Below are 21830 nucleotides of genomic sequence, written 5' to 3' on the forward strand. Positions count from 1 at the left end.
CTAAGTCTGCGGAACCGCGCTGATCCGCAAGTCTGGTCCGCTCATGGTGACGTCTTCCACGGTCAGCCGGACAGCGTCCGTGATGGTCGACACGCCCGCGTCCACCACGGCCGCGGGCCCGCTGCCCAGCAGCGCGGGTGCGACGTAGGCGAGCACGCGGTCGACCCGCCCGGCGCGCAGGAACGCCCCCGCCACGGTCGGACCGCCCTCCAGCAGCACGTCCACCACACCCCTCGCCGCCAGCGCGCCCAGCACCTCGTCCGGGTCGTGCGTGCGCAGGTGCAGCGCGGTGTGCCGGAGCGCGGCACCGGCCGGCAGGTCGCTCATGCCCACGACCACCGGCAACGGCTGGTGGGGCAGCAACATTCCGTCGGCGTCGCGAGCGGTCAGCGCGGGGTCGTCCGTGCGGACCGTGGTGGTGCCGACGACGATCGCGTCGAGCTTCGCGCGCAGGTCGTGGACCTCCTTGCGGGAAGTCTCGGAGCTGATCCAGCGGCTGGTGCCGTCCTGGGCGGCGATCCGGCCGTCCAGCGATGCCGCGTACTTCCACGTGACGTGCGGACGGCCCGTGCGCGCGTAGTGCAGCCACGCGCGCAGCGGGCCCTTGCTGACCTCGTCGGCGAGAAGGCCGCTCTCGACCGTGACGCCGGCCTCGCGCAGCCGTTCCGCACCGCCCGCGGCCCTCGGGTTCGGGTCGGTGACGGCGTGGACGACGTGCTTGATGCCCGCCTCCAGCAGCGCTTCCGTGCACGGACCGGTGCGGCCGTGGTGTGCGCACGGTTCGAGTGTGACGACTGCGGTGCCACCGCGCGCCCTGGTTCCCGCGTCCTTGAGCGCCATCACCTCGGCGTGCGGTCCCCCGGCGGGTTGCGTGCCGCCGAACCCGACCGCCTTGCCGTGCTCGTCGAGCACGACGCAGCCCACGGGCGGGTTGGGGCTGGTGGTGCCCCGCACCCGCTCGCTCTCCGCGACGGCGAGCGCCATCGCGTCCTCCGGCGTCACCGGACGCCGGCTGCCTGGGCGCGCAGTGCCTCGACGGCCTTGCCGGGGTCGGCGGCGTCGTACACGGCGGAACCCGCGACGAAGCAGTCCACACCGGCCTGCGCGGCCTGCTCGATGGTGTCGGCGTTGATGCCGCCGTCGATCTCCACCACCAGCTTGAGGTGGCCGGTGTCGACGAGCCGGCGCGCGGTCCTGACCTTGTCGAGGACCTCCGCCATGAACTTCTGGCCGCCGAAGCCGGGCTCGACCGACATGACCAGCAGCGTGTCGTAGTGCTTGAGGACCTCGACATAGGGCTCCAGCGGGGTGCCCGGCTTGATGCTCAGGCCGGCCTTGGCGCCGGCGGCCCTGAGGTTCTTGGCGAGCGCGACCGGGTCGGCGGCGGCCTCGGCGTGGACGGTCACGTTGTGGGCGCCCGCCTCGGCGTACCCGATGGCCCAGCGGTCCGGGTCCTCGATCATCAGGTGGCAGTCGACCGGGATGTCGGTGACCTTCAGCAGCGACTTGACCACGGGCAGGCCCAGGGTCAGGTTCGGCACGAAGTGGTTGTCCATGACGTCGACGTGGATCCAGTCCGACGTGGGCACCGCGGCGAGCTCGTCGGCGAGCCGGGCGAAGTCGGCGGACAGGATGCTGGGGGCGATCATCGGCGTGTGGACCACGAGGGTGGAGTCTAGGTGTCCAGCAGGTCGAGCAACCTGCCGGGCGGCTCGTCTGAGACGACCACGACACCCGCTCGCGTGAGGGTGGTGACGTGCGTCTCCCACATCGGGTGACGGCGCTTGTCGGCGTTGGCCTGCGGCATGACGACGACCTTGCAGCCCTCGACGCCCATGGCCTCGTTCACCGCGGTCAGCGCCTGGTTGTCGCCGATGCCGAGGGCCAGCTTCGCCACCGAGTTCGCGCTGGCGGGGGCGAACACGAACGCGTCGGGCGTGGGGTAGGGCTTGGGCTGGCCGGGCAGCCGCGGGTGCCACCTGACCTCCAGGTCGGTGAGCTCCTGGAGCTTGCCGAGCTCCCCCGCCTCCTCGAACCACGGGACCACCGCCGGGGTGAACGTGATGGCGAGCCGCCAGCCCCGTGCGACCGCCGGTTCGGCGAGCCCGGTGCGGAACCAGGACTCCACACCACCGCAGGCGGAGGCGACCAGACCGAGCAACCCGCGTGTCGTCACGACCGCGATGGTAGGCGAGGCCCGGTCTGCCGGCGGCGGGCCAGCCGGGCCTGTCCCCTCGCCGCTGCAGGTGCGGGCGCCGGGTGTGCGCGGTGGGCAACCGGTTCGGCTCGCCGGCGCAGTTGCACGTGCTGAGAGCCTGCGGGCCTGCGGTGTCGAGGCCTGCCGGGGGCTTTCACTCGAACCGGTGAACCTCTGCTCGGTGCGCCCTCATGCCGGTCGACGGGGTCCGGAACTGTCGGACCCCGTCGCTAACGTCGTTCCCGAGCGCTCAGACAGGACGTCGCAGCACCGCGCAGAACATCGCGTCCGTTCCGTGCAGGTGCGGCCAGAGCTGGACGTGCGGCCCGTCCCCGAGATCCGGCATCTCGGGGAAGAGCGTCCGGGTGTCGAGCTGTTCCGCTCCGGTCCGCCGGGCGACGTCCGCCACCACCCCCACGGTCTCCGAGAGATGAGGTGAGCACACGACATAAGCCACGACTCCGCCAGGACGCACCAGCCGCAACGCCTCGGTGAGGAGCTCGCGCTGCAGTTTCGTGAGCTGGCCGACGTCGGCGGGCTGGCGCCGCCACCGCGCCTCCGGGCGCCGGCGCAGGGCACCGAGACCGGTGCAGGGCGCGTCGACGAGCACGCGGTCGAACGCCCCTTCGACGAAGTCGGTCTCGCGGCCGTCGGCCACCTCCACGGTGATCGGCAGGCCTGAGGTGATCTTGCGCACCAGCTCCGCGCGGTGGGGTGCCTTCTCGACGGCGATGAGCTCACCGCCTTCCAGGCCGACCAGTGCCGCGAGCAGCGCTGCCTTCCCTCCCGGGCCGGCACACAGGTCGAGCCACCGGTCGTCGGTGCCTTCCAGCGGCGCACGCGTCAGGGCCAGTGCGCAGAGCTGGCTGCCCTCGTCCTGCACGTTCGCCAGACGCTCGCGAACGGGTTCGAGGTCAGCCGGGTCTCCGGCCCCCGGCTCCAGGTGCACGCCGTAGGGCGAGTAGGGCGCCACGTCGCCGCCGGTGATGGCGGCGAGTTCGTCGGCGCTCACCTCGCCGGGGCGTGCCACCAGGTGCACGGCGGGCCGGGCGTCATCGGCCTCCAGCGCGCGCCGCAGGGAGTCGTCGCGGCTGCCCAGCGCCTCGGCGAAGGCCTGCGCGATCCACCGCGGGTGGGCGTGCGTGAACGCCAGGTTGCCGATCGGGTCGGTGTCCGGGTCGGGTGCGAGCTCGTCGACCCACGCCTGTTCGTCCTGCTCGGCAATCCGGCGCAGCACGGCGTTGACGAAGCCCGCGATGCCGGAGCCCAGCTCGGCGCGGACGAGGTCGACGGTGGACGCCACGGCCGCGTGCGACGGGATGCGCGTGCGCAGCAGCTGGTACGCGCCCAGCCGCAACGCGTCGAGCGCCGACCCGTCCACTTCGGACAGCGGCCGGTCCGAGCACGCCTCGATGACGGCGTCGAGCAACCCGCGCGCCCGCGAGGCGCCGTAGGTGAGCTCGGTGGCCAGCGCCGCGTCGCGCCCGGTGATCCGCCGCTCCCGCAGGAGCTGCGGCAGCACCAGGTTCGCGTACGCGTCCCGCTGCCGCACCGCGCGCAACGTCTCCAGCGCCGCCAGCCGCGCCGGGTCCTCCACCGGCGGCCGCGCCGGTCCGGTGCGCCGCCGCGGCGGGTGCGGCCTGCGCGGCCCCGACGGCTTGGACGCTCCTCGCGAGTAGCCGGTCATGCGCTGCGCTCCATCAGTCCGGGCCTCATCACTTCGACTTCCCCTGCTCCGGCACGACCACCGCGCCGGCTTTCCGTACCGACCCACAACCGACCGGACACACCACCAAACCCAAACCCCGCTGCACTTCCGGGTGCCAACGGGCCCATCTCACCGCGACCATCCGCCCCGCGCTCGCTCGCAACGCCGACGCGCCGCAGCCCCACGACGGCCGACGACCGCGCCCCGGCCGCCTCGACCCGCGCGGCAGAACCACCCGCGGCCTCCGCAGTCCGTTGCCCCGCACCGCGCCTGCTCTCCACATCGTGTCCGCTCACCACACCGCGCCGCGCGCTCATGCGATGCGCTCCCCGGCCTCGATGCGCATGCCGCGGGCCCAGTCGGTCGCCGCCATGCGCTTCTTGCCCTGCGCCTGCACCTCGCCCAGTGCCACGGCGGTGGTCGCGGTGCCAACGAGCACCCGCTTGCGTTCGACGACGATCTCGCCGGCGGGCAGCGTGACGTCGTCCACGGGCGTGACGGGTCCGAGCTTGAGCCGCTCGCCGCGGAACTCGGCCCACGGGCCGGGTTCGGGTGTGACCGCGCGGGCGAGCCGGTCCAGGGCTGCCGCAGGGGTGGTGAAGGCGAGGCGCGCGTCCTCGACGGTGATCTTCGGGGCGTACGTCACGCCGTCGGCGGGCTGCTCGACGGCGCGCAGGGTGCCGTCCTCGATGCCGTCCACCGTGGACAGCAGCAGGTGGGCGCCGGAGACGGAGAGCCGGCCCAGCAGGTCGCCGGAGGTGTCGCGGGGCTTGACCTTCTCGGTCACCACGCCGAAGACGGGGCCCGCGTCGAGCTCCTTGACGATGCGGAAGGTGGTGGCGCCGGTGATGTCGTCGCCGTTGCGCACGGCGGCCTGCACCGGGGCGGCACCACGCCAGGCGGGCAGCACCGAGAAGTGGAGGTTGACCCAGCCGAGGCGCGGGACGTCGAGGGTGCGCTGCGGCAGCAGGGCGCCGTAGGCCACGACCGGGCAGAGGTCGGGTTCCAGCGCGCGCAGGCGGTCGAGGAAGTCGGGGTCGCCCGCCTTGGCCGGTGTCAGGACCTCGATGCCGTGCTCGTCGGCGAGGGCGCCGACCGGGGAGCGTTCCATCCGTCGGCCGCGGCCGACGGGGGCGTCCGGGCGGGTGACGACGGCGACGACGTCGTGGCGGGAGGAGTCGATGAAGGCGCGCAGCGAGGGAAGTGCCACCTCGGGCGTGCCTGCGAACACGAGGCGCATGGTCAGTTGGCCTTGCCGAAGAAGGGGTGCGGGCTCTGCTTCAGGGTGGGGACCGCGCCGTCGAACCACTCGGCCTGGCGGATCTCCCGCATCGCCTGCTTGCGGGTCTCGGCGTCGAGGCGGTCGAGGAACAGCACGCCGTCGAGGTGGTCGGTCTCGTGCTGGATGCAGCGGGCCAGGGTCTCGGTGCCCTCGACCTCGACCGGCTCACCGTGCATGTTCCAGCCCTTGGCCACGACGTGCAGGTGCCGGGTGCAGTTCCACGACATGCCGGGGATGGACAGGCAGCCCTCGTTGCCCTCCTGCAGCTCTTCGCCGACCACTTCCCAGGTGGGGTTGACGAGGTGGCCCGCGAAGCCGTCGCAGTGGTAGGTGAACACGCGCAGTCCCACACCGAGCTGCGGCGCGGCGAGCCCTGCTCCGCCCGCGTTCTGCATCGAGTCCCACAGGTCCTTGACCAGGGTGCGCAGTTCCTTGTCGAAGTCGGTGACCTCGACGGCGGGGGTGCGCAGCACGGGGTCGCCGAACAGACGGATGGGTTGGACGGTCACGCGGTGCTCCTCGTGGTGGACTGGCGGTCAGTCTACGAGGAACGCGGTCAGTGCTCGGCGGCGCTGCCGAGGAAGATCACGCCCACCAGCGCCACCAGGAGGTGGCCGGTGAACCGCAGCGCCGTCAGCACAGGACGGATCAGCGCCCTGAGGTCGAGGTGGGCCGCGATGGCGGTCGGGCGGTGGTGCACGGTGGTCGTCGTCATGGTGTCCACTGTGCCGTTCGCCCAGGTCAGCGGACATCGGCTGGCGGTATCGAGCCTTCCTCAGCCTGCGGTAGGAAGATCGGCGGCGACACTCGGCCGGGAGGTGGACACCTCCAGGTCATGAGGCTGATGCACCAGCGCTGCGAGGGGACGGCCGCGGTGGTCCGGGACGCGGACACCTCGGTTCTCCACCCGGACCCGCTCAGGTGATCATGGCTCCATGACCTGGACGGCACCCGAAGTCGAGATCCCGGCCGAACCCGTGCTCGGCCCCGAGCGAGCGGTGCTGGAGGCGGTCCTGGACCGCCACCGGGCGACGTTCCTGGCCAAGTGCGCGGGCCTCACCGGCGCCGAGCTGGCCACGGCGTCGGCGCCGCCCTCGACGCTCACCCTGCTGGGGCTCATCCGGCACCTGACCGACGTCGAACGCGTCTGGTGCCGGGTCAGGGCCGACGGCCAGGACCTGGGCCCCGCTACGCCTCGCAGGCCAACCCGGACGCCGCGTTCGACGACCTCGACCCGGAGCGCGCCGAGGCCGAGCACGCCGCGCTCGTCGAGGAGGTGGGGCTGGCCCGCCGGGCGGTCGCCGGCAAGGACCTCGACCACGTCTTCGTCCACGAGCGCCGGGGCGAGATGTCACTGCGCTGGCTGTACCTGCACCTCGTCGAGGAGTACGCGCAGCACAACGGCCACGCCGACCTGCTGCGCGAACGCATCGACGGCAGCACCTCGGAGTAGGTCCCGGGGTGCTGCCGTCGCGGGTGGAGCCGGTCAGCCGACCTTGACCACCCGAGCGGCACCACCGCCGCGGCGGGTCGGTTCGGCGACCGCGCGCCAGCGGCCGTCGGCGGCCCGTTCGACCGCCGTGGCCGCGCCGATCTCGGCGTTCTGGCTGAACCGGTGGCCGATGGCCTGCAGCCCCTGGGCGGGTGCGGCCGCGATGAACGCGGCCTCGGCGGGCGTCACGGCCGCGTTGCGCTGCGAGGCGCGCGGGGCGGCGACGGCGTCGAGCAGGGACAGCTTGCGGTCCAGCCGCGCGGTCAGGACCTGCGTGACCGTGGTGATGATCGTCGAACCACCGGGCGAGCCGACGGCGAGCACGACGCGGCCGTGGTCGAGCACGATGGTCGGCGCCATCGAGGACCGCGGGCGCTTGCCGGGGCCGGGCAGGTTCGGGTGCGGCACGCCGGGGGTCGGCGCGACGAACTCGAAGTCGGTGAGCTCGTTGTTCAGCAGGAACCCGCGGCCGGGCACGACGATGCCGCTGCCGCCCTCCGCCTCGATGGTGAGGGTGTAGGCGACGACGTTGCCCCAGCGGTCGGCGACGGTGAGGTGCGTGGTGCGCTCGGCGTCGTCGCGCAGGTCCGCGAGGCCCGCCGTGGCCTCGCACGGGGCGGGGTTGCGTGGGTCGGCGGCGGGCTGCGGTGCGGGCAGCACGGCGTCGGGCTTGATCAGGCACGCGCGCGAGTCGGCGAACCGCTGCGAGAGCAGGCCCTCGGTCGGCACGCGGGAGAACTTCGGGTCGCCGACCCAGCGCAGCCGGTCGGCGAACGCGAGCTTGGTCGACTCGATGAACCGGTGCAGGTACTCGACGTCCGAGGCCTTCGCGAGGTCCGTGGACTCCAGGATGTTCAGCGCCTCACCGACGGTCGTGCCTCCGGACGACGGCGCGGCCATGCCGTAGACGTCGAGGCCGCGGTAGCGCGTGTGCGTGGGGTCGCGGCGTTCGACCTGGTAGCGGGTCAGGTCGGAGAAGCTCCATGGCGCCGGCGCGGACGGTGCGGGTCGAGCCGGGCACGACCGGCGGCTGGCGCACGGCCTTGACCAGGTCACGGCCGACCGCGCCGCCGTAGAGGGAGGCGAAGCTCGGTGCGGGCGAGCTCCCGGTAGGTGTCGGCGAGCTGCGGGTTGCGGAACGTCGACCCGACCGCCGGCGGCTGACCGCCGGGCAGGTAGAGGTCGCGCGTGGAGGTGAAGTCGGCGAACCGCGCCGCGTTGGAGGTGATCTGCTGGTTGAAGGTGCGGTCGACGACGAACCCGCGCCGGGCCAGCGCCTCCGCGGGCGCCATGGCCTCGCGCAGGTTCAGCGTGCCCCACCGGCGCAGCGCCTGCTGCCAGGTCTTGGGCGTCCCCGGCACGCCGACGGACAGGCCGCTGGTCATGGCCTCGGCGAACGGCAGCGGTGCGCCGTTCTCGACGAAGAGCTGGTCGGTGGCGGCACGCGGCGCGGTCTCACGTCCGTCCAAGGTGGACACCCGGCCGGTGCGCGCGTCGTAGTGGACGAAGAAACCACCGCCGCCGATGCCCGCGGAGAACGGGTCGGTCACACCGAGCGCGGCCGCGGTGGCGACGGCGGCGTCCACGGCGTTGCCGCCGCGGCGCAGCACGTCGACGCCGATCTGGGAGGCGTCCGGGTCGACGCTGGACACCGCGCCACCCCACCCCACCTGTTCTGGCACCCGCGGGGCGGGGTCCGCCGGGCCCGCGGCGAGTGCCGGTGCGGGCGCGACCAGCACGACGGAGAGCGATAGTGCGGCAACCGTTCGCAACATGCGCACTCTTCTACTCCGTTCCGGCCGGATGGCAACACCTTTTGAGAAAGGCCTAGGGTGCGGTGGTGTCGATCGACCTTGACCGCTTGCGAACCGATTTCACGACCGCCGACCTGGACGAGGCCGACCGCGAGGAGGCGCTGCGCCTCCTGCTGCGCGACCACCGGCCCCAGGACGCCGACCTGCTGCGCCACCTGCTCGCCCAGGAGACCGCCGCGCACCGCGAGGGCTGGGGCGTGAGCGAGGCCATGGGCCTGGCCGCGCTGCTGCTCGCCGAGTGCGGCCGCGAGGAGGACGTCTGGGCGCTGTGGGAGGCCAAGAACGCCTCCTTCGACACCATGGCGGGCCTGGACGGGTTCCTGCTGTTCCCGGCGGGCATCGCTGGCACGACCGCGCACGTGATCGCGTCCGAGGAGCACCCGGAGCGGCACGACCTGATGGCGTACATGTCCGAGTACCTGCAGTACGAGAAGCTGACCGACGAGGACGTCCGCGAGCACCTCGCCGGCCTGCGCTCCTACCACGAGGGCTGACCGCCGCGGTCCGCGGCGGACCGGTCAGAGCACCTCGATCGGGTCGAGCTTGATCCGCACCAGCTCCTGCTCCTTGCGGGCCGTCCGCACCGCCTGCGCCTTCGCGAGCACCGAGGCCAGCTCCCGCCCCTCGGCACGCGCGACCCGCACGAGCGCGCGTTCCTTCGTCTCGTCGTCGCCCAGCGGCACCGGTCCGAGCACCTCGCCGCTGGGCGGCAGCCTGAGCTCGTCCAGCAGCGCGTTCACCGCGTCCGGTGTGCCGTCGACCGTCGCCATCCGCACCGCCGGCGGGAAGCCCAGCTCGGCGCGGGCGGCCAGCTCGGTCGACGCGTGCCACACCGGGTCCCACCGCACCAGCGCCTGCACCGGCGTCAACGCCGAGTCCGCGATCACCACGACCCGGCCGTTGCCCGGCCGCACCAGTCCCGCGGCCGTCATCCAGCGCCGCAGCGCCTCCTCCGACGCCCGCAGGTCGGCCCGGCCCAGCAACGCCCACCCGTCGAGCAGCAGCACCGCCCCGTAACCGCCCTCGGCCACCGGCTCGGCCCCCGGCGTGGACACCACCAGCGACGGCCGTGACGGCACCGTGGCGAGCACCTCGTCCGCACCGCTCGTGCGCACCGGGTGCCCCGGGAACGCCCGCCCGAGCTCCTCCGCCGTGCGCCTGGCGCCGATCACCTGCCCGCGCAACCGGCGGGACCCGCACGTCGGGCACCGGAACCCGGCCTCCGTCGCCGCGCACCACCGGCAGTAGGCGGGCCTGGGCTGCCCGTCGTGCGTGCCCCCCGGCAACGCCAGCGGCCCCGCGCACTTGCGGCACCGCGCCGGCCCCCGGCACTGCCCGCACGCCAGCGCCGGCACGTACCCCCGGCGCGGCACCTGGATGAGCACCGGCGAGTCGGCCAGCGCGAACCGGGCCGCCTCGAACGCGATGGACGGCAACCGCGCCGTGCGCGCCGCCGGGTCCTTCACGTCCTGCCAGTCGTTGTCGCCGACCGACACCACCCGCGGCGCGATGGCCCGCAACGTCTCCCGCGACGCCACGATCTCGTGCGCCCACCCGGTCTCCACCAGCAGCTGCGCCTCGGCCGTGCGGGCGAACCCGCCGATCAGCAACGCCGCACCGGTCATGTGCGCGCGCTGCACCAGCACGTCCCGCACGTTCGGGTACGGCGCGCGCGGCTCGGTGTGCAGGTCGTCCCCGTCGTCCCACACCACCAGCAACCCGGGGTCGGCCACCGGCGCGAACGCCGTGGCCCGCGTGCCCACCACGACCCGCGCGACCCCCCGCCGCACCGCCAGCCACCGCTTGTACCGCTCCGACGGCCCCAGGTCCGCCGACAGCGTCACCACGCCCTCGATCAGCGCGCTGCACGCCTCGAACACCCGCGCCACGTCCCGGTGGTCCGGCACCACGATCACCACGCCGCGCCCGGTCGACGCCACCGACGCCGCCGCCTCGGCCAGCCGGGCCGGCCAGTCCTCCGACGGCAGCGCCTGCCACACGGCGTGCGCCGGCAGCCCGCTGCGCAACGCCTCCAGGTACTTCGGCCCGCGCGGGTAGCGCGCCCACGCGTCGGCGGGCACCGGTGGCAGCGTGGACCGGACGGGCGCCGGGCGGGGGTGGTCGACCGGCTCGGCGTCGGGCTCGGTGGGCTGGGCGCCGGTGGGCTGGGCGCCGGTCGGCTGCGCGCCGGTCGGCTCAGGAGTCGTCGGCTCAGTTTCGGCGGCCTCGGGACCAGCGGACTCGGCTTCGGCGGCTTCGGGGCCAGCGGACTCGGCTTCGGCGGCCTCGGACTGGATGGGCTGGGAGCCGACGGTCGCGGAGCCGGCGGCCTCGGAGCCGGCGGCCTCGGAGCCGGCGGCCTCGGAGCCGGCGGGGCGCTCGCCGGTGGCGTCAGCGGCAGCCGCCTCGGGGCCGTCGGGCTGATCGCCTTCAGCGACCGTCCCCACCCACGCCGGGTCCTGCGGCAACGGTGCCGGTTCGCCGGACGGCGCTGCCTCCGCGCGGGCGTGCCGGGGCGGGATCGCGAGCCGCAGCACGTCGATCATGCCGCCCGCGTACCGGTCGGCGACGGCGCGGGCCAGCGCCGCGATCTCAGGCGCCAGCACCGGTTCCGACGAGATGACCTTCTCGATGAAGGCGAGCTTCTTCTCGTACTCGGTGCTGTCGACCCGCTCCAGCAGGTACCCGTCGACCACCTGCCCGGCGAACCGCACGCGCACACGACAGCCGGGGACCGCGGTGGTGTCCAGATCGAACGGAACCGCGTAGTCGAAGGGGCGGTCGAGGTGCGCCAGCGGCACGTCCACGACGATGCGCGCAACCGGCAGCGTGTCGGCGGGGACGCGCTCCCCGCGGCGTGCTCCGGTCTTCGTGCTCATGTCCACTGGTGTATCAGACGGGTCTGACACTCACGAACAGGGTGGCGAACGCCCGGGCGAGGACCTGCGCCGAGCTCAGCCGGAGATCGACTCCTGGCCGTTCTCGATGTGACCGCACAGCCGCCGGCGGAACTGCGGCTCCTCCTCCACCGCGACGGTCAGGTCGTACCAGCCGGAGTTCAGCGCGGTCAGCCACGGGATCACGTGCCGGTGACCGGGGCGCACGACGACCCGCCGCCGGCCCAGCACGAACGTCAGCCGCGAGCGCCCGGTGTTCTCGAACGTCAGCGTGAGCACACGGCTGTACCCGCGCACCGACGACGACACGCGCGCGGTGTCGGACGCGGCACCGGTGAACTCGCGGCGGAACCCGTTCGGGCCCAGCAGAACCAGGTCGTGGTCTCCCGCCAGCTCCACCGACTCCGTGCGGGCGACGTCGAAGTGCTGCGGCAGCGCGAACTGGCCGGAGTACGGGTACAGCGCGAAGTGCACCGACGCCGTGCCCGCGTTCGACATCTCCAGCCGTGACCCGCGCAGTGATGCATCGGGCTGATACGGCAACGCGCGCGCACGGCGACGTCCTGCCTCCTGTTCCGGCATCTTCTGCTCGGACGGCGGCGCGGGCCGCCAGCGCGGTGTCGCGGGCGGGACCGGCGCGGGTTCGCCGACCTCCGGCCACGTCCGCCGCCGGTCGAAGTCGAACGCCGAGGTCAGGTCACCGGTCACGGTCCGGCGCCAGGCGGAGACCTCCTCCGAGCGCACCCCGGTCCACTTCTCCAGGAACTGCGTCATCGAGGTGTGGTCGAACACCTGCGAGCACACGTACCCGCCGACCGACCACGGCGAGACGACGGTCATCGGCACACGGGCGCCCAGTCCGAGCGGTTTGTCGCCCACGTACTCGTCGGTGACCGACAACGGCGGGCGCGGCGGCGGCACGTGGTCGAAGAAGCCGTCGTTCTCGTCGTAGGTGATGAACAGCACCGTCGACTCCCACACGTCCTGGTTCGACGCCAGCGCGTCCAGGACCTGGTAGGTGATCGAGGCCGACGCGGCGGGCGAGGACGCGCCGGGGTGTTCGGAGTCCACTGAGGACGGCACCAGGTACGACACCGCGGGCAACCGGCCGGAGCTCACGTCCGCGCGGAACGCCTCCCCCAGCCCACCGGGCCGCACCCGCCGCAGTCCCCTGTCGTACAACGACTTCTCCGCCGGGGTCAGCTTCGACAGGTCGATCGCGCCGATCAGTGCGGGGTCGCTGGTGCCGTAGAGCTTGTCGAGCGACTTGAACCCCGCGGGCAGCACCTTGCGCGCGATCTCCTTGAACCGCGCGAAGAACTCCAGGTTGTTGTCCTGGAAGTTGTCGTGCTCCTGGTACACCCGCCACGACTTCCCCGCCGCCTCCAGGCGTTCCGGGTAGGTCGTCCACGCGTAGCCGGCGTGCGTGTCCTCGCTGTAGGCCGCGTTCCCGGTGGCGCGCGTGCCGTTCGGCTCGAAGCCGGTGTAGCCGGACACCCAGTAGTTGCGGTTCGGCGAGGTCGAGGACGGCACCGAGCAGTGGTAGGCGTCGCACAGCGTGAACGTGTCGGCGAGCTCGTAGTGGAACGGGATGTCCTGGCGCGTGTAGAACGCCATGGTGGCGCCGGTCTTGGCGGGCACCCAGTTGTCGTTCCAGCCGCCGCGCAGCGCCGAGTGGCCGCCGTTCCAGCTGTGGTCGAGGTCGCCGATGTACTGGACGTCGCGCCCGGAGGCGGCCTCGCGGACCGGGAACGGCAGCACCCCGCTCTGGTCGAACACGCCCTTCAGCGCGTTGCGGTCGGAGAACCCGCGCACGCCCCGCAGCGACCCGTAGTAGTGGTCGAACGAGCGGTTCTCCTGCATGAGCAGGACGACGTGCTTGATCGCCCGCAGCCCTCCCGACCGGGGTTCGCGGGCGAGCGCGGCGTACACCGACGGCGGCAGCAGCGTTCCGGAGGCGGCGGCGACGGCGGCGGCCATGAACCCGCGACGAGAGAGCGACATGAACGCAGTTTGTAGCTTCCCGACGTGAAGCGGAACCGTCCCGTACATGAACAACGCCGCCGCGGCCGCCGGTCACCACGCCGAGGCAGCCCGGCCGGGAGGCGGAAGTGTGCCCGAACGGGAACGGCCCGCTTCCCCTGAGGGCAGCGGGCCGTGCTCCGTGGGACGGCTCAGGCGCCGGCGGCGGCGCGCAGGGCCTCGGCGCGGTCGGTCGACTCCCAGGGGAGGTCGACGTCGGTGCGGCCGAAGTGGCCGTACGCGGCGGTCGGGGCGTAGATCGGGCGCAGCAGGTCGAGGTCGCGGATGATCGCGGCCGGGCGCAGGTCGAAGACCTCGGTGATGGCCTGCTGGATCTTCTGCGGGTCGACGGTCTCGGTGCCGAAGGTCTCCACGAACAGACCCACCGGGGCGGCCTTGCCGATCGCGTAGGCCACCTGGACCTCCACGCGCGTGGCCAGGCCCGCGGCGACGGTGTTCTTCGCGACCCAGCGCATGGCGTAGGCGGCGGAGCGGTCGACCTTCGACGGGTCCTTGCCGGAGAACGCGCCACCACCGTGCCGCGCCATGCCGCCGTAGGTGTCGACGATGATCTTGCGGCCGGTCAGGCCCGCGTCACCCATCGGGCCGCCGATGACGAAGCGACCGGTCGGGTTCGTCAGCAGCCGCACGTCGGCGGTGTCGATGCCCAGCTCGGCGACCTCCGGCGCGACCACGTGCGTGCGCAGGTCGACACCCAGCAGCTTCTCCAGGTCGATGCCGTCGGCGTGCTGCGTGGAGATGACCACCGTGTCCAGGCGCACCGGCTGGTCACCGGCGTACTCGATGGTGACCTGCGTCTTGCCGTCCGGGCGCAGGTACGGAACCGTGCCGTCCTTGCGGACCGCGGTCAGCCGGCGCGACAGGCGGTGCGCCAGCGCGATCGGCAGCGGCATCAGCTCCGGGGTGTCGGTGCAGGCGTAGCCGAACATCAGGCCCTGGTCGCCCGCGCCCTGCTTGTCGATCTCGTCCGCGGCGCCCTCGACGCGCTCCTCGAACGCCGTGTCCACGCCCTGCGCGATGTCCGGGGACTGCGCGCCGATCGCCACGTTCACGCCGCACGAGTGGCCGTCGAAGCCCTTCGCCGAGGAGTCGTAGCCGATCTCCAGGATCTTCTCCCGCACGATCGTCGGGATGTCCGCGTAAGCCTCGGTCGTGACCTCACCCGCGACGTGCACCTGACCCGTCGTCACCAGCGTCTCCACCGCGACGCGGGACCGGGGGTCCTTGGCCAGCAACGCGTCCAGGATCGAGTCGCTGATCGCGTCGCAGATCTTGTCGGGGTGTCCCTCGGTCACCGACTCACTCGTGAACAGCCTGCTGCTGTGCTGGCTCACGGACACTCCTTCGTTGCGGGTTCGACTCCGGGAAATACTACTGAGACTCAGTCAAGCGAGCGCTAACCGCGTCCCACACCGTGGCAGCCACTTGCGCTTTCGGCCCGTGCGGGATAGGCGTCTCCGCGCCCTCGGCGGAGAGCAGCCACCCGGCGTTGTCGTCCTGCTCGAACGCCTTGCCGTCGCCGACCGCGTTCACCACCAGCAGGTCGCAGCCCTTGCGGCGCAGCTTGGCCCGGCCGTAATCGAGCACGGACGTCGTCCCGTCACCGGTCTCCGCGGCGAACCCGACGATCACCTGGCCGTCCCGACGTGCGGAAACGAGCTCCACGAGGATGTCGGGGTTCTTCGTCAGCGAGATCGGGTCCGGGTCCGCGTCGGTCTTCTTGATCTTGTGTTCGGTCAGCGCGGCCGGCCGGAAGTCGGCGACCGCGGCGGCCATGACGACCACGTCCGCGTCACCGGCGATCTTGTGCATGGCGTCGCGCAGCTCCACGGCGGAGCCGACCCGGACCAGGTCGACACCGGCCGGGGTGGTCAGGTCCGCGGTGTTGCCGGCGACCAACGTCACTCGCGCACCGCGTTGCGCCGCCACCCGTGCGAGCGCGTAGCCCTGCTTGCCCGACGAGCGGTTGCCGATGAACCGCACCGGGTCGAGTGGTTCGCGGGTGCCACCGGCCGAGATCGCGACGTGCACGCCCTCCAGCGTCCGCCGCAGGGCGTCGCGCCGGGTGAGCAGCAGGCGGGCCAGCTCGACGATCTCAGCGGGGTCGGGCAGCCGGCCCTTGCCGGTGTCCTTGCCGGTGAGGCGGCCGCTCGCCGGTTCCGCGACGACGACACCGCGGCTGCGCAGCAGCGCCACGTTGTGCTGGGTGGCCGGGTGCTCCCACATCTCGGTGTGCATCGCGGGCACCAGCAGGACCGGGCAGCGCGCGGTCAGCAGGGTGTTCGTCAGCAGGTCGTCGGCCAGGCCGTGGGCTGCCTTCGCGATCAGGTTCGCCGTGGCGGGGGCCACGACCACCAGGTCGGCGTTCTGGCCGAGCTTGACGTGCGGCACCTCGTGCACGTCGTCGAACGGGTCCGCGGACACGACCTGCCCGGACAGCGCCTCGAACGTGGCGGCGCCGACGAACTTCAGCGCCCCCTCGGTGGGCACCACGCGCACGGAGTGCCCCGACTCGGTGAGCCGGCGCAGCACCTCACAGGCCTTGTACGCAGCGATGCCCCCGCCAACCCCGAGAACGATCCGGGGCTTTGCGGGGGCATCAGAGCTATTCACAGCGGAAGTCAAAAGCTCTCCTGAGAGGAACGACCGAGGAGGTCACGCCTCACGACGGAGGGACCCCGCTGGGGGTCCGGGGCGCAGCCCCGGCTGGGGTGTGGGGGCTCGGCCCCCACAAGACACTTCGAAGCGCGACGGCCTGCGCTTTCCGCAGGCACGCATCACCCCAGCGTCTTCGAACTCACTCGCCTTCGGTGTGCTCGAGCAAGCCGGCGTGGATCTCGCGGAGCGCGATCGACAGCGGCTTCTCACGCGGGCCCGGCTCGACGAGCGGGCCGACGTACTCGAGCAGGCCCTCGCCGAGCTGCGCGTAGTAGTCGTTGATCTGGCGGGCACGCTTCGCTGCGTAGATCACCAACGCGTACTTCGAGCTCACCTGCTCCAGCAGGTCGTCGATCGGCGGGTTGGTGATGCCCTCCGGGGAACCGGTCAGGTGACCGAGCTCGGTGTGGGTGATCACTCGTCAAACTCCTGAGATTCGTGGTCCGACCATCAAGGATAGCAAGTCGGCCGCGGCCGATTGCACGTCGGCGTTCACGACGACCTCGTCGAACTCTTTTTCGGCCGCCAGCTCCTCGCGGGCGATGGCCAGCCTGCGCTCGACGACCTCCGGGTGCTCGGTGCCCCGGCCGGTGAGCCGGTCCACCAGGTGCTCCCACGAAGGCGGGGCGAGCATCACGAGCTGGGCTTCCGGCATGGCCACGCGGACCTGCCGCGCGCCCTGCAGTTCGATCTCCAGCAGGGCCGGTCGTCCGGCGGCCAGGGCCTCCTCGACCGGCTTGCGAAGCGTTCCGTAGCAGTTGCCGGCGAACTCCGCGTGTTCGAGGAACTCACCCGCGTCGACCATCTGCTGGAACTTCTCGCGGTCGACGAAGTGGTAGTGCACCCCGTCGGTCTCGCCCGGCCTCGGCTTCCTGGTGGTCGCCGAGACGCTGAAGTAGATGTCGGGCTGCTGCCTGCGCAGCTCCGCCAGGACGCTGGACTTGCCGACGCCCGACGGCCCGGACAAGACGGTGAGCCGGGGACGGGCAACGCCCGTCCCCGGCTCGAGGCCACTCACTCGCCGCTGAACTCGGTGAGGAGCGCCTTGCGCTGGCGGTCGCCCAGGCCACGCAGACGACGGCTCGGAGCGATCTCGAGACGCTCCATGATCTGCTGCGCACGCACCTTGCCGACGCCCGGGAGGGCCTCCAGCAGGGCGGACACCTTCATCTTGCCCAGGACCTCGTCGCTCTCGGCGGCCTTGAGCACGTCCGTCAGGGTCGTGCCGCCGCGCTTGAGGCGCTCCTTGAGCTCAGCCCGAGCGCGACGAGCGGCAGCAGCCTTCTCCAGCGCTGCGGCCCGCTGCTCCTCGGTAAGCTGGGGAAGAGCCACGATTTCCTCCGTGGTGTGGATTCTTTTCGGATCGGTGCCGCGACCGTACCGACCGCAATTGCCTGAGTACAACGTGACCCAGTCAGGTAAATCTTCAGCGGCCATCTGTGATGCGGCGGGTGGTAGTAGTACCAACACCCCCCGGCCGCCTGATCACCGCCACCGGCAACTCGTCGCACACCCACAGTGTGCTATGAGGCCGGTGACCAGCGGGGCAGCCGGTGGGCTGGACCCTACCAACACAAGTTTCCCCAGGTGAGCGCGCCACACCCCAAAAGACGTGGCGCGCCCCTCCTCAGAGGCTGTCCTGGACCCTCCGCACGGCGCTGACCAGCGACGATACGTCGGGTCCATGCTTGAGAACATCTCGTGAAGAAGTCGGCAGAACGCCGCGCATGTCGGACCCGAAGAGCCGTTTTAGATCAGCGACCGAGCCGCCCTGAGCACCGAAACCGGGTGCCAGAACCGGGCCGTTGAACCCGGAGAGGTCCACGTCCGTTTCACCGATCGTGGCACCCACGACGAGACCCACATCGCCGCACGGAGAAATGCCGGAATTCCGAGCCGTGGCGAAATCGATGATCGTCTGCGCCACCGTTCGCCCGTCCGGAGCAACCGCGCGCTGGACCTGTGCACCCTCCGGGTTCGAGGTGAGCGCCAGCACGAACACGCCCCGGTCGTTCGCCCGTGCCGTGTCGAGCGCCGGCTGCAGCGAGCCGAAGCCGAGGAACGGCGACACCGTCACCGCGTCCCCGGCCAGCGGCGAGCCCTCGGCCAGGTACGCCTCGGCGTACGCGGCCATGGTGGAGCCGATGTCGCCGCGCTTGGCGTCGACGAGCACCAGCGTGCCCGAGTCGCGCAGCTCGGCGATCACGCGCTCCAGCACGGCCACCCCGCGCGACCCGCAGGCCTCGAAGAACGCCGCCTGGGGCTTGACCACCGCCACCCGCCCGCCGAAGGCCTCGACGGCCGTCAGGGCGAACCGTTCGAGGCCCTCCGCCGACCGCGAGAGGCCCCACGCGTCGAGCAGCGCCGGGTGCGGGTCGATGCCCACGCACAGCGGCCCGTGCGCCTCGACGGCCTTCGTGAGCCGTTCGCCGAAGGTCATTTCCCACCCCGCAGCGACGCCTGGAGCGCCTGCAGGGGCTGGACCCCGATGTCACCGCGGATGAGCGCCTCGATGCCGTGCACGGCCGCGGCGGCGCCCTGGATCGTGGTGACGCACGGGATGTCCTTGGCCACGGCGGCGGTGCGGATCTCGTAGCCGTCGACGCGGGGACCGCTGTTGCCGTACGGCGTGTTGAAGATCATGTCGATCTCGCCGTTGAGGATCATGTCGACGACGTTGCCCTCGCCCTCGAAGTGCTTGCGCACCTCGGTGCACGGGATCCCGTTGCGCTTCAGCACCTCCGCGGTGCCGGCCGTGGCGAGGATCTGGAAGCCCAGGTCCGCCAGGCGCTTCACCGGGAAGATCATCGCGCGCTTGTCGCGGTTGGCGAACGACACGAAGACCTTGCCCGCGGTGGGGAGGGAGCCGTAGGAGGCCGTCTGCGACTTCGCGAACGCCTTGCCGAACGACGAGTCGATGCCCATGACCTCGCCGGTGGACTTCATCTCCGGGCCCAGCAACGAGTCCACGCCGTGGCCCTCGGGGGTGCGGAAGCGGTGGAACTGCATGACCGCCTCCTTCACCGCGACCGGTGCGTGCTCGGGCAGCCGGGCGCCGTCACCGGTGGCCGGCAGGATGCCCTCCTCGCGCAGCTCCGCGATCGTGGCGCCGAGCATGACCCGCGACGCGGCCTTGGCCATCGACACGGCGGTCGCCTTGGACACGAACGGCACCGTGCGCGACGCGCGCGGGTTCGCCTCCAGCACGTACAGCACGTCGTCCTTGAGCGCGTACTGGACGTTCAGCAGGCCGCGCACGCCGATGCCGCGGGCGATGGCCTCGGTGGAGCGGCGGACGTTCTCGATGTCGGAGGCGCCCAGGGTGATCGGCGGCAGCGCGCAGGAGGAGTCACCGGAATGCACGCCGGCCTCCTCGATGTGCTCCATCACACCGCCGATGAACACCTCGTCGCCGTCGCACAGCGCGTCGACGTCGATCTCGATGGCGTCGTCGAGGAACCGGTCGACCAGCACCGGGTGCTCTGGCGTCACCTCGGTCGCGCGGGCGATGTAGCCCGACAGCGACTCCTCGTCGTAGACGATCTCCATGCCGCGGCCGCCGAGCACGTAGGAGGGGCGCACGAGGACCGGGTAGCCGATCTCGTCCGCGATCTCCTTGGCCTCGGCGAACGACGTGGCGGTGCCGAACTTCGGCGCGGGCAGGCCGGCCTCGGTCAGCACCTTGCCGAACTGGCCGCGGTCCTCCGCGAGGTGGATCGCCTCCGGCGTGGTGCCCACGACCGGCACACCGGCGTCGGCCAGGCGCTTCGCGAGGCCCAGCGGCGTCTGGCCGCCCAGCTGCACGATCACGCCGGCGACCTCGCCGGAGCGCTGCTCGGAGTGCACGACCTCCAGCACGTCCTCGAACGTCAGCGGCTCGAAGTAGAGGCGGTCGGAGGTGTCGTAGTCGGTCGACACCGTCTCCGGGTTGCAGTTGACCATCACGGTCTCGTACCCGGCCGCCCGCAGCGCCATCGCCGCGTGCACGCAGGAGTAGTCGAACTCGATGCCCTGGCCGATGCGGTTCGGGCCGGAGCCCAGGATCAGCACCTTGGGCTTCTCGCGCTGCTCGGCGACCTCGGACTCGGCGTCCGGGTCCAGCTCGTAGGCGCTGTAGTGGTACGGCGTCTCCGACTTGAACTCGGCCGCGCACGTGTCGACCGTCTTGTAGACCGGGCGCACGCCCAGACGGTGCCGCAGCGCGCGCACGCCGTCCTCACCGGCCAGCTCCGGCCGCAGCACGGAGATCTGCCGGTCCGACAGACCGGCGCGTTTCGCCTTGCGCAGCAACGACTCGTCGAGCACCGGTGCGTCGAGCAGCTCCTGGCGCAGCGTGCCGAGCCACGCGATCTGCTCGACGAACCAGGGGTCGATGCCCGACGCCCTGTGCACGTCCTCAATGGACGCACCGAGCCGCAGCGCGCGTTCGACGGTGTAGAGCCGGCCGTCGTGACCGCGCTCCAGCTGCTTGAGCGTGGAGTCGAGCGTGACGCCCTCGGGGTCGGGCTGGGTCCAGAAACCGACGGACTTGGTCTCCAGCGACCGCAGCGCCTTGCCCAGCGCCTCCACGAAGTTCCGGCCGATCGACATGGCCTCGCCGACGGACTTCATCGTCGTGGTCAGCGTCGGGTCGGCGCCGGGGAACTTCTCGAAGGCGAACCGCGGCGCCTTGACGACGACGTAGTCGAGCGTGGGCTCGAACGACGCCGGGGTCTCGCCGGTGATGTCGTTGGTGATCTCGTCGAGGGTGTAGCCGATGGCGAGCTTCGCGGCGATCTTGGCGATCGGGAAGCCGGTGGCCTTCGACGCCAGCGCCGAGGACCGCGACACGCGCGGGTTCATCTCGATGACGACCATGCGGCCGTTCTCGGGGTGGATGGCGAACTGGATGTTGCAGCCGCCGGTGTCGACGCCGACCTCGCGGATGACCTGGATGCCGACGTCGCGCATGTGCTGGTACTCGCGGTCGGTCAGCGTCATCGCGGGCGCGACCGTCACCGAGTCACCGGTGTGCACGCCCATCGGGTCGATGTTCTCGATCGAGCAGATGACCACGACGTTGTCGTTGCGGTCGCGCATGAGCTCGAGCTCGTACTCCTTCCACCCGAGCACGCTCTCCTCGATCAGCACCTCGGTGACCGGGGACTCCTCCAGGCCGATGGCCGCGAGGCGCTCCAGCTCCTCCGCGGTGTAGGCCATGCCGGAGCCCAGGCCGCCCATGGTGAACGACGGCCGGATGACGACCGGCAGGCCCAGCTCGGCGACGGTCTTGCGGACCTCGTCCATCGTGGTGCAGACGGCCGAGCGCGGGACCTCGGCGCCGATCTTGCGCACCAGGTCCTTGAAGATCTGCCGGTCCTCGCCGCGCTGGATGGCGTCGACGTTCGCGCCGATCAGCTCGACGTTGTACTTCTCCAGCACGCCGCGCTCGTGCAGCGCGATCGCCGTGTTCAGCGCGGTCTGGCCGCCCAGCGTCGCGAGGATCGCGTCCGGGCGTTCCTGCGCGATGACCTTCTCCACGAACTCGGCCGTGATCGGCTCGATGTAGGTGGCGTCGGCGAACTCGGGGTCGGTCATGATCGTCGCCGGGTTGGAGTTCACCAGGCTGACCCTGATGCCCTCCTCCCGCAGCACCCGGCACGCCTGGGTGCCGGAGTAGTCGAACTCGCAGGCCTGGCCGATGACGATCGGGCCGGAGCCGATGACCAGGATGTGCTTGAGATCAGTCCTCTTGGGCAT

The 21830-nt window shown here is 71.9% G+C and carries 17 protein-coding genes and 2 pseudogenes; 2 read left to right on the top strand and 17 right to left on the bottom strand.

The window, feature by feature from the left end:
- From ribD to ACVDFE_RS33615, 7 genes are all read right to left on the bottom strand, one after another.
- Nucleotides 1-984: a bifunctional diaminohydroxyphosphoribosylaminopyrimidine deaminase/5-amino-6-(5-phosphoribosylamino)uracil reductase RibD gene (gene ribD, locus ACVDFE_RS33585; RefSeq protein WP_360388348.1), complete on the bottom strand. Its 984-nt coding sequence runs from the start codon at nt 982-984 to the stop codon at nt 1-3.
- A gap of 14 nt (nt 985-998) precedes the next feature.
- Nucleotides 999-1649: a ribulose-phosphate 3-epimerase gene (gene rpe / locus ACVDFE_RS33590; RefSeq protein ID WP_458434439.1), complete on the bottom strand. Its 651-nt coding sequence runs from the start codon at nt 1647-1649 to the stop codon at nt 999-1001.
- Between the two features lie 26 nt (nt 1650-1675).
- Entirely contained in the window at nt 1676-2176 is a 501-nt protein-coding gene (locus ACVDFE_RS33595; protein WP_360387119.1) for a flavoprotein, read from the bottom strand.
- 271 nt (nt 2177-2447) lie between these two features.
- Nucleotides 2448-3884 carry an RsmB/NOP family class I SAM-dependent RNA methyltransferase gene (locus tag ACVDFE_RS33600; RefSeq protein WP_360387116.1) on the bottom strand — a complete coding sequence of 479 codons (1437 nt, stop codon included), beginning with the start codon at nt 3882-3884 and terminating at the stop codon, nt 2448-2450.
- A 334-nt stretch (nt 3885-4218) separates the two neighbouring features.
- Nucleotides 4219-5145 (bottom strand): methionyl-tRNA formyltransferase, encoded by a 927-nt coding sequence (fmt, locus tag ACVDFE_RS33605; protein WP_458433336.1) that lies wholly within the window; start codon nt 5143-5145, stop codon nt 4219-4221.
- A gap of 2 nt (nt 5146-5147) precedes the next feature.
- Nucleotides 5148-5696: a peptide deformylase gene (def, locus tag ACVDFE_RS33610; RefSeq protein WP_360387111.1), complete on the bottom strand. Its 549-nt coding sequence runs from the start codon at nt 5694-5696 to the stop codon at nt 5148-5150.
- Nucleotides 5697-5743: 47 nt separating this feature from the next.
- Complete coding sequence (locus tag ACVDFE_RS33615) at nt 5744-5902, bottom strand: hypothetical protein (RefSeq protein ID WP_360387109.1); 159 nt, start codon at nt 5900-5902, stop codon at nt 5744-5746.
- Between the two features lie 220 nt (nt 5903-6122).
- Here ACVDFE_RS33615 and ACVDFE_RS33620 point away from each other — a divergent pair.
- Nucleotides 6123-6640: pseudogene (locus tag ACVDFE_RS33620) on the top strand (DinB family protein).
- Nucleotides 6641-6673: 33 nt separating this feature from the next.
- Here ACVDFE_RS33620 and ggt read toward each other — a convergent pair.
- A pseudogene (ggt, locus tag ACVDFE_RS33625) lies at nt 6674-8454 on the bottom strand (gamma-glutamyltransferase).
- Nucleotides 8455-8540: 86 nt separating this feature from the next.
- Between ggt and ACVDFE_RS33630 the strand changes: the two are divergent.
- Nucleotides 8541-8987 carry a hypothetical protein gene (locus ACVDFE_RS33630; protein ID WP_458433337.1) on the top strand — a complete coding sequence of 149 codons (447 nt, stop codon included), beginning with the start codon at nt 8541-8543 and terminating at the stop codon, nt 8985-8987.
- Nucleotides 8988-9011: 24 nt separating this feature from the next.
- Here ACVDFE_RS33630 and ACVDFE_RS33635 read toward each other — a convergent pair whose 3' ends face one another.
- The 9 genes from ACVDFE_RS33635 to carB form a co-directional block, all read right to left on the bottom strand.
- Nucleotides 9012-11372: a primosomal protein N' family DNA-binding protein gene (locus tag ACVDFE_RS33635; protein ID WP_458433338.1), complete on the bottom strand. Its 2361-nt coding sequence runs from the start codon at nt 11370-11372 to the stop codon at nt 9012-9014.
- Nucleotides 11373-11447: 75 nt separating this feature from the next.
- Nucleotides 11448-13394 (bottom strand): phosphocholine-specific phospholipase C, encoded by a 1947-nt coding sequence (locus ACVDFE_RS33640; RefSeq protein WP_458433339.1) that lies wholly within the window; start codon nt 13392-13394, stop codon nt 11448-11450.
- A 170-nt stretch (nt 13395-13564) separates the two neighbouring features.
- Nucleotides 13565-14767: a methionine adenosyltransferase gene (gene metK, locus ACVDFE_RS33645; protein ID WP_360387093.1), complete on the bottom strand. Its 1203-nt coding sequence runs from the start codon at nt 14765-14767 to the stop codon at nt 13565-13567.
- Nucleotides 14768-14804: 37 nt separating this feature from the next.
- On the bottom strand, nt 14805-16013 hold the full coding sequence (gene coaBC, locus ACVDFE_RS33650; RefSeq protein WP_458434440.1) for a bifunctional phosphopantothenoylcysteine decarboxylase/phosphopantothenate--cysteine ligase CoaBC: 1209 nt from the start codon (nt 16011-16013) through the stop codon (nt 14805-14807).
- A 217-nt stretch (nt 16014-16230) separates the two neighbouring features.
- The gene (gene rpoZ / locus ACVDFE_RS33655; RefSeq protein ID WP_045313812.1) at nt 16231-16509 is read right to left on the bottom strand and encodes a DNA-directed RNA polymerase subunit omega; all 279 of its coding nucleotides are present in this window, start codon (nt 16507-16509) and stop codon (nt 16231-16233) included.
- Nucleotides 16510-16512: 3 nt separating this feature from the next.
- Entirely contained in the window at nt 16513-17109 is a 597-nt protein-coding gene (gene gmk, locus ACVDFE_RS33660) for a guanylate kinase (protein WP_360387088.1), read from the bottom strand.
- Nucleotides 17106-17423, bottom strand: coding sequence for an integration host factor, actinobacterial type (gene mihF / locus ACVDFE_RS33665; protein WP_053733390.1), 318 nt, complete (start codon nt 17421-17423; stop codon nt 17106-17108). Before mihF ends, gmk begins: the two co-directional genes overlap by 4 nt.
- 295 nt (nt 17424-17718) lie before the next feature.
- Nucleotides 17719-18531: an orotidine-5'-phosphate decarboxylase gene (gene pyrF / locus ACVDFE_RS33670; protein WP_360387085.1), complete on the bottom strand. Its 813-nt coding sequence runs from the start codon at nt 18529-18531 to the stop codon at nt 17719-17721.
- Nucleotides 18528-21830 carry a carbamoyl-phosphate synthase large subunit gene (gene carB, locus ACVDFE_RS33675; RefSeq protein WP_458433340.1) on the bottom strand — a complete coding sequence of 1101 codons (3303 nt, stop codon included), beginning with the start codon at nt 21828-21830 and terminating at the stop codon, nt 18528-18530. Before carB ends, pyrF begins: the two co-directional genes overlap by 4 nt.

It is taken from the genome of Lentzea chajnantorensis, from assembly GCF_054300775.1.

Coding starts and splice junctions, on each gene's coding strand:
- ACVDFE_RS33600 (WP_360387116.1), bottom strand. CDS start 3,884: ATGACCGGCTACTCGCGAGGAGCGTCCAAGCCGTCGGGGCCGCGCAGG.
- pyrF (WP_360387085.1), bottom strand. CDS start 18,531: ATGACCTTCGGCGAACGGCTCACGAAGGCCGTCGAGGCGCACGGGCCG.
- rpe (WP_458434439.1), bottom strand. CDS start 1,649: ATGATCGCCCCCAGCATCCTGTCCGCCGACTTCGCCCGGCTCGCCGAC.
- ACVDFE_RS33640 (WP_458433339.1), bottom strand. CDS start 13,394: ATGTCGCTCTCTCGTCGCGGGTTCATGGCCGCCGCCGTCGCCGCCGCC.
- fmt (WP_458433336.1), bottom strand. CDS start 5,145: ATGCGCCTCGTGTTCGCAGGCACGCCCGAGGTGGCACTTCCCTCGCTG.
- ribD (WP_360388348.1), bottom strand. CDS start 984: ATGGCGCTCGCCGTCGCGGAGAGCGAGCGGGTGCGGGGCACCACCAGC.
- carB (WP_458433340.1), bottom strand. CDS start 21,830: ATGCCCAAGAGGACTGATCTCAAGCACATCCTGGTCATCGGCTCCGGC.
- ACVDFE_RS33635 (WP_458433338.1), bottom strand. CDS start 11,372: ATGAGCACGAAGACCGGAGCACGCCGCGGGGAGCGCGTCCCCGCCGAC.
- ACVDFE_RS33615 (WP_360387109.1), bottom strand. CDS start 5,902: ATGACGACGACCACCGTGCACCACCGCCCGACCGCCATCGCGGCCCAC.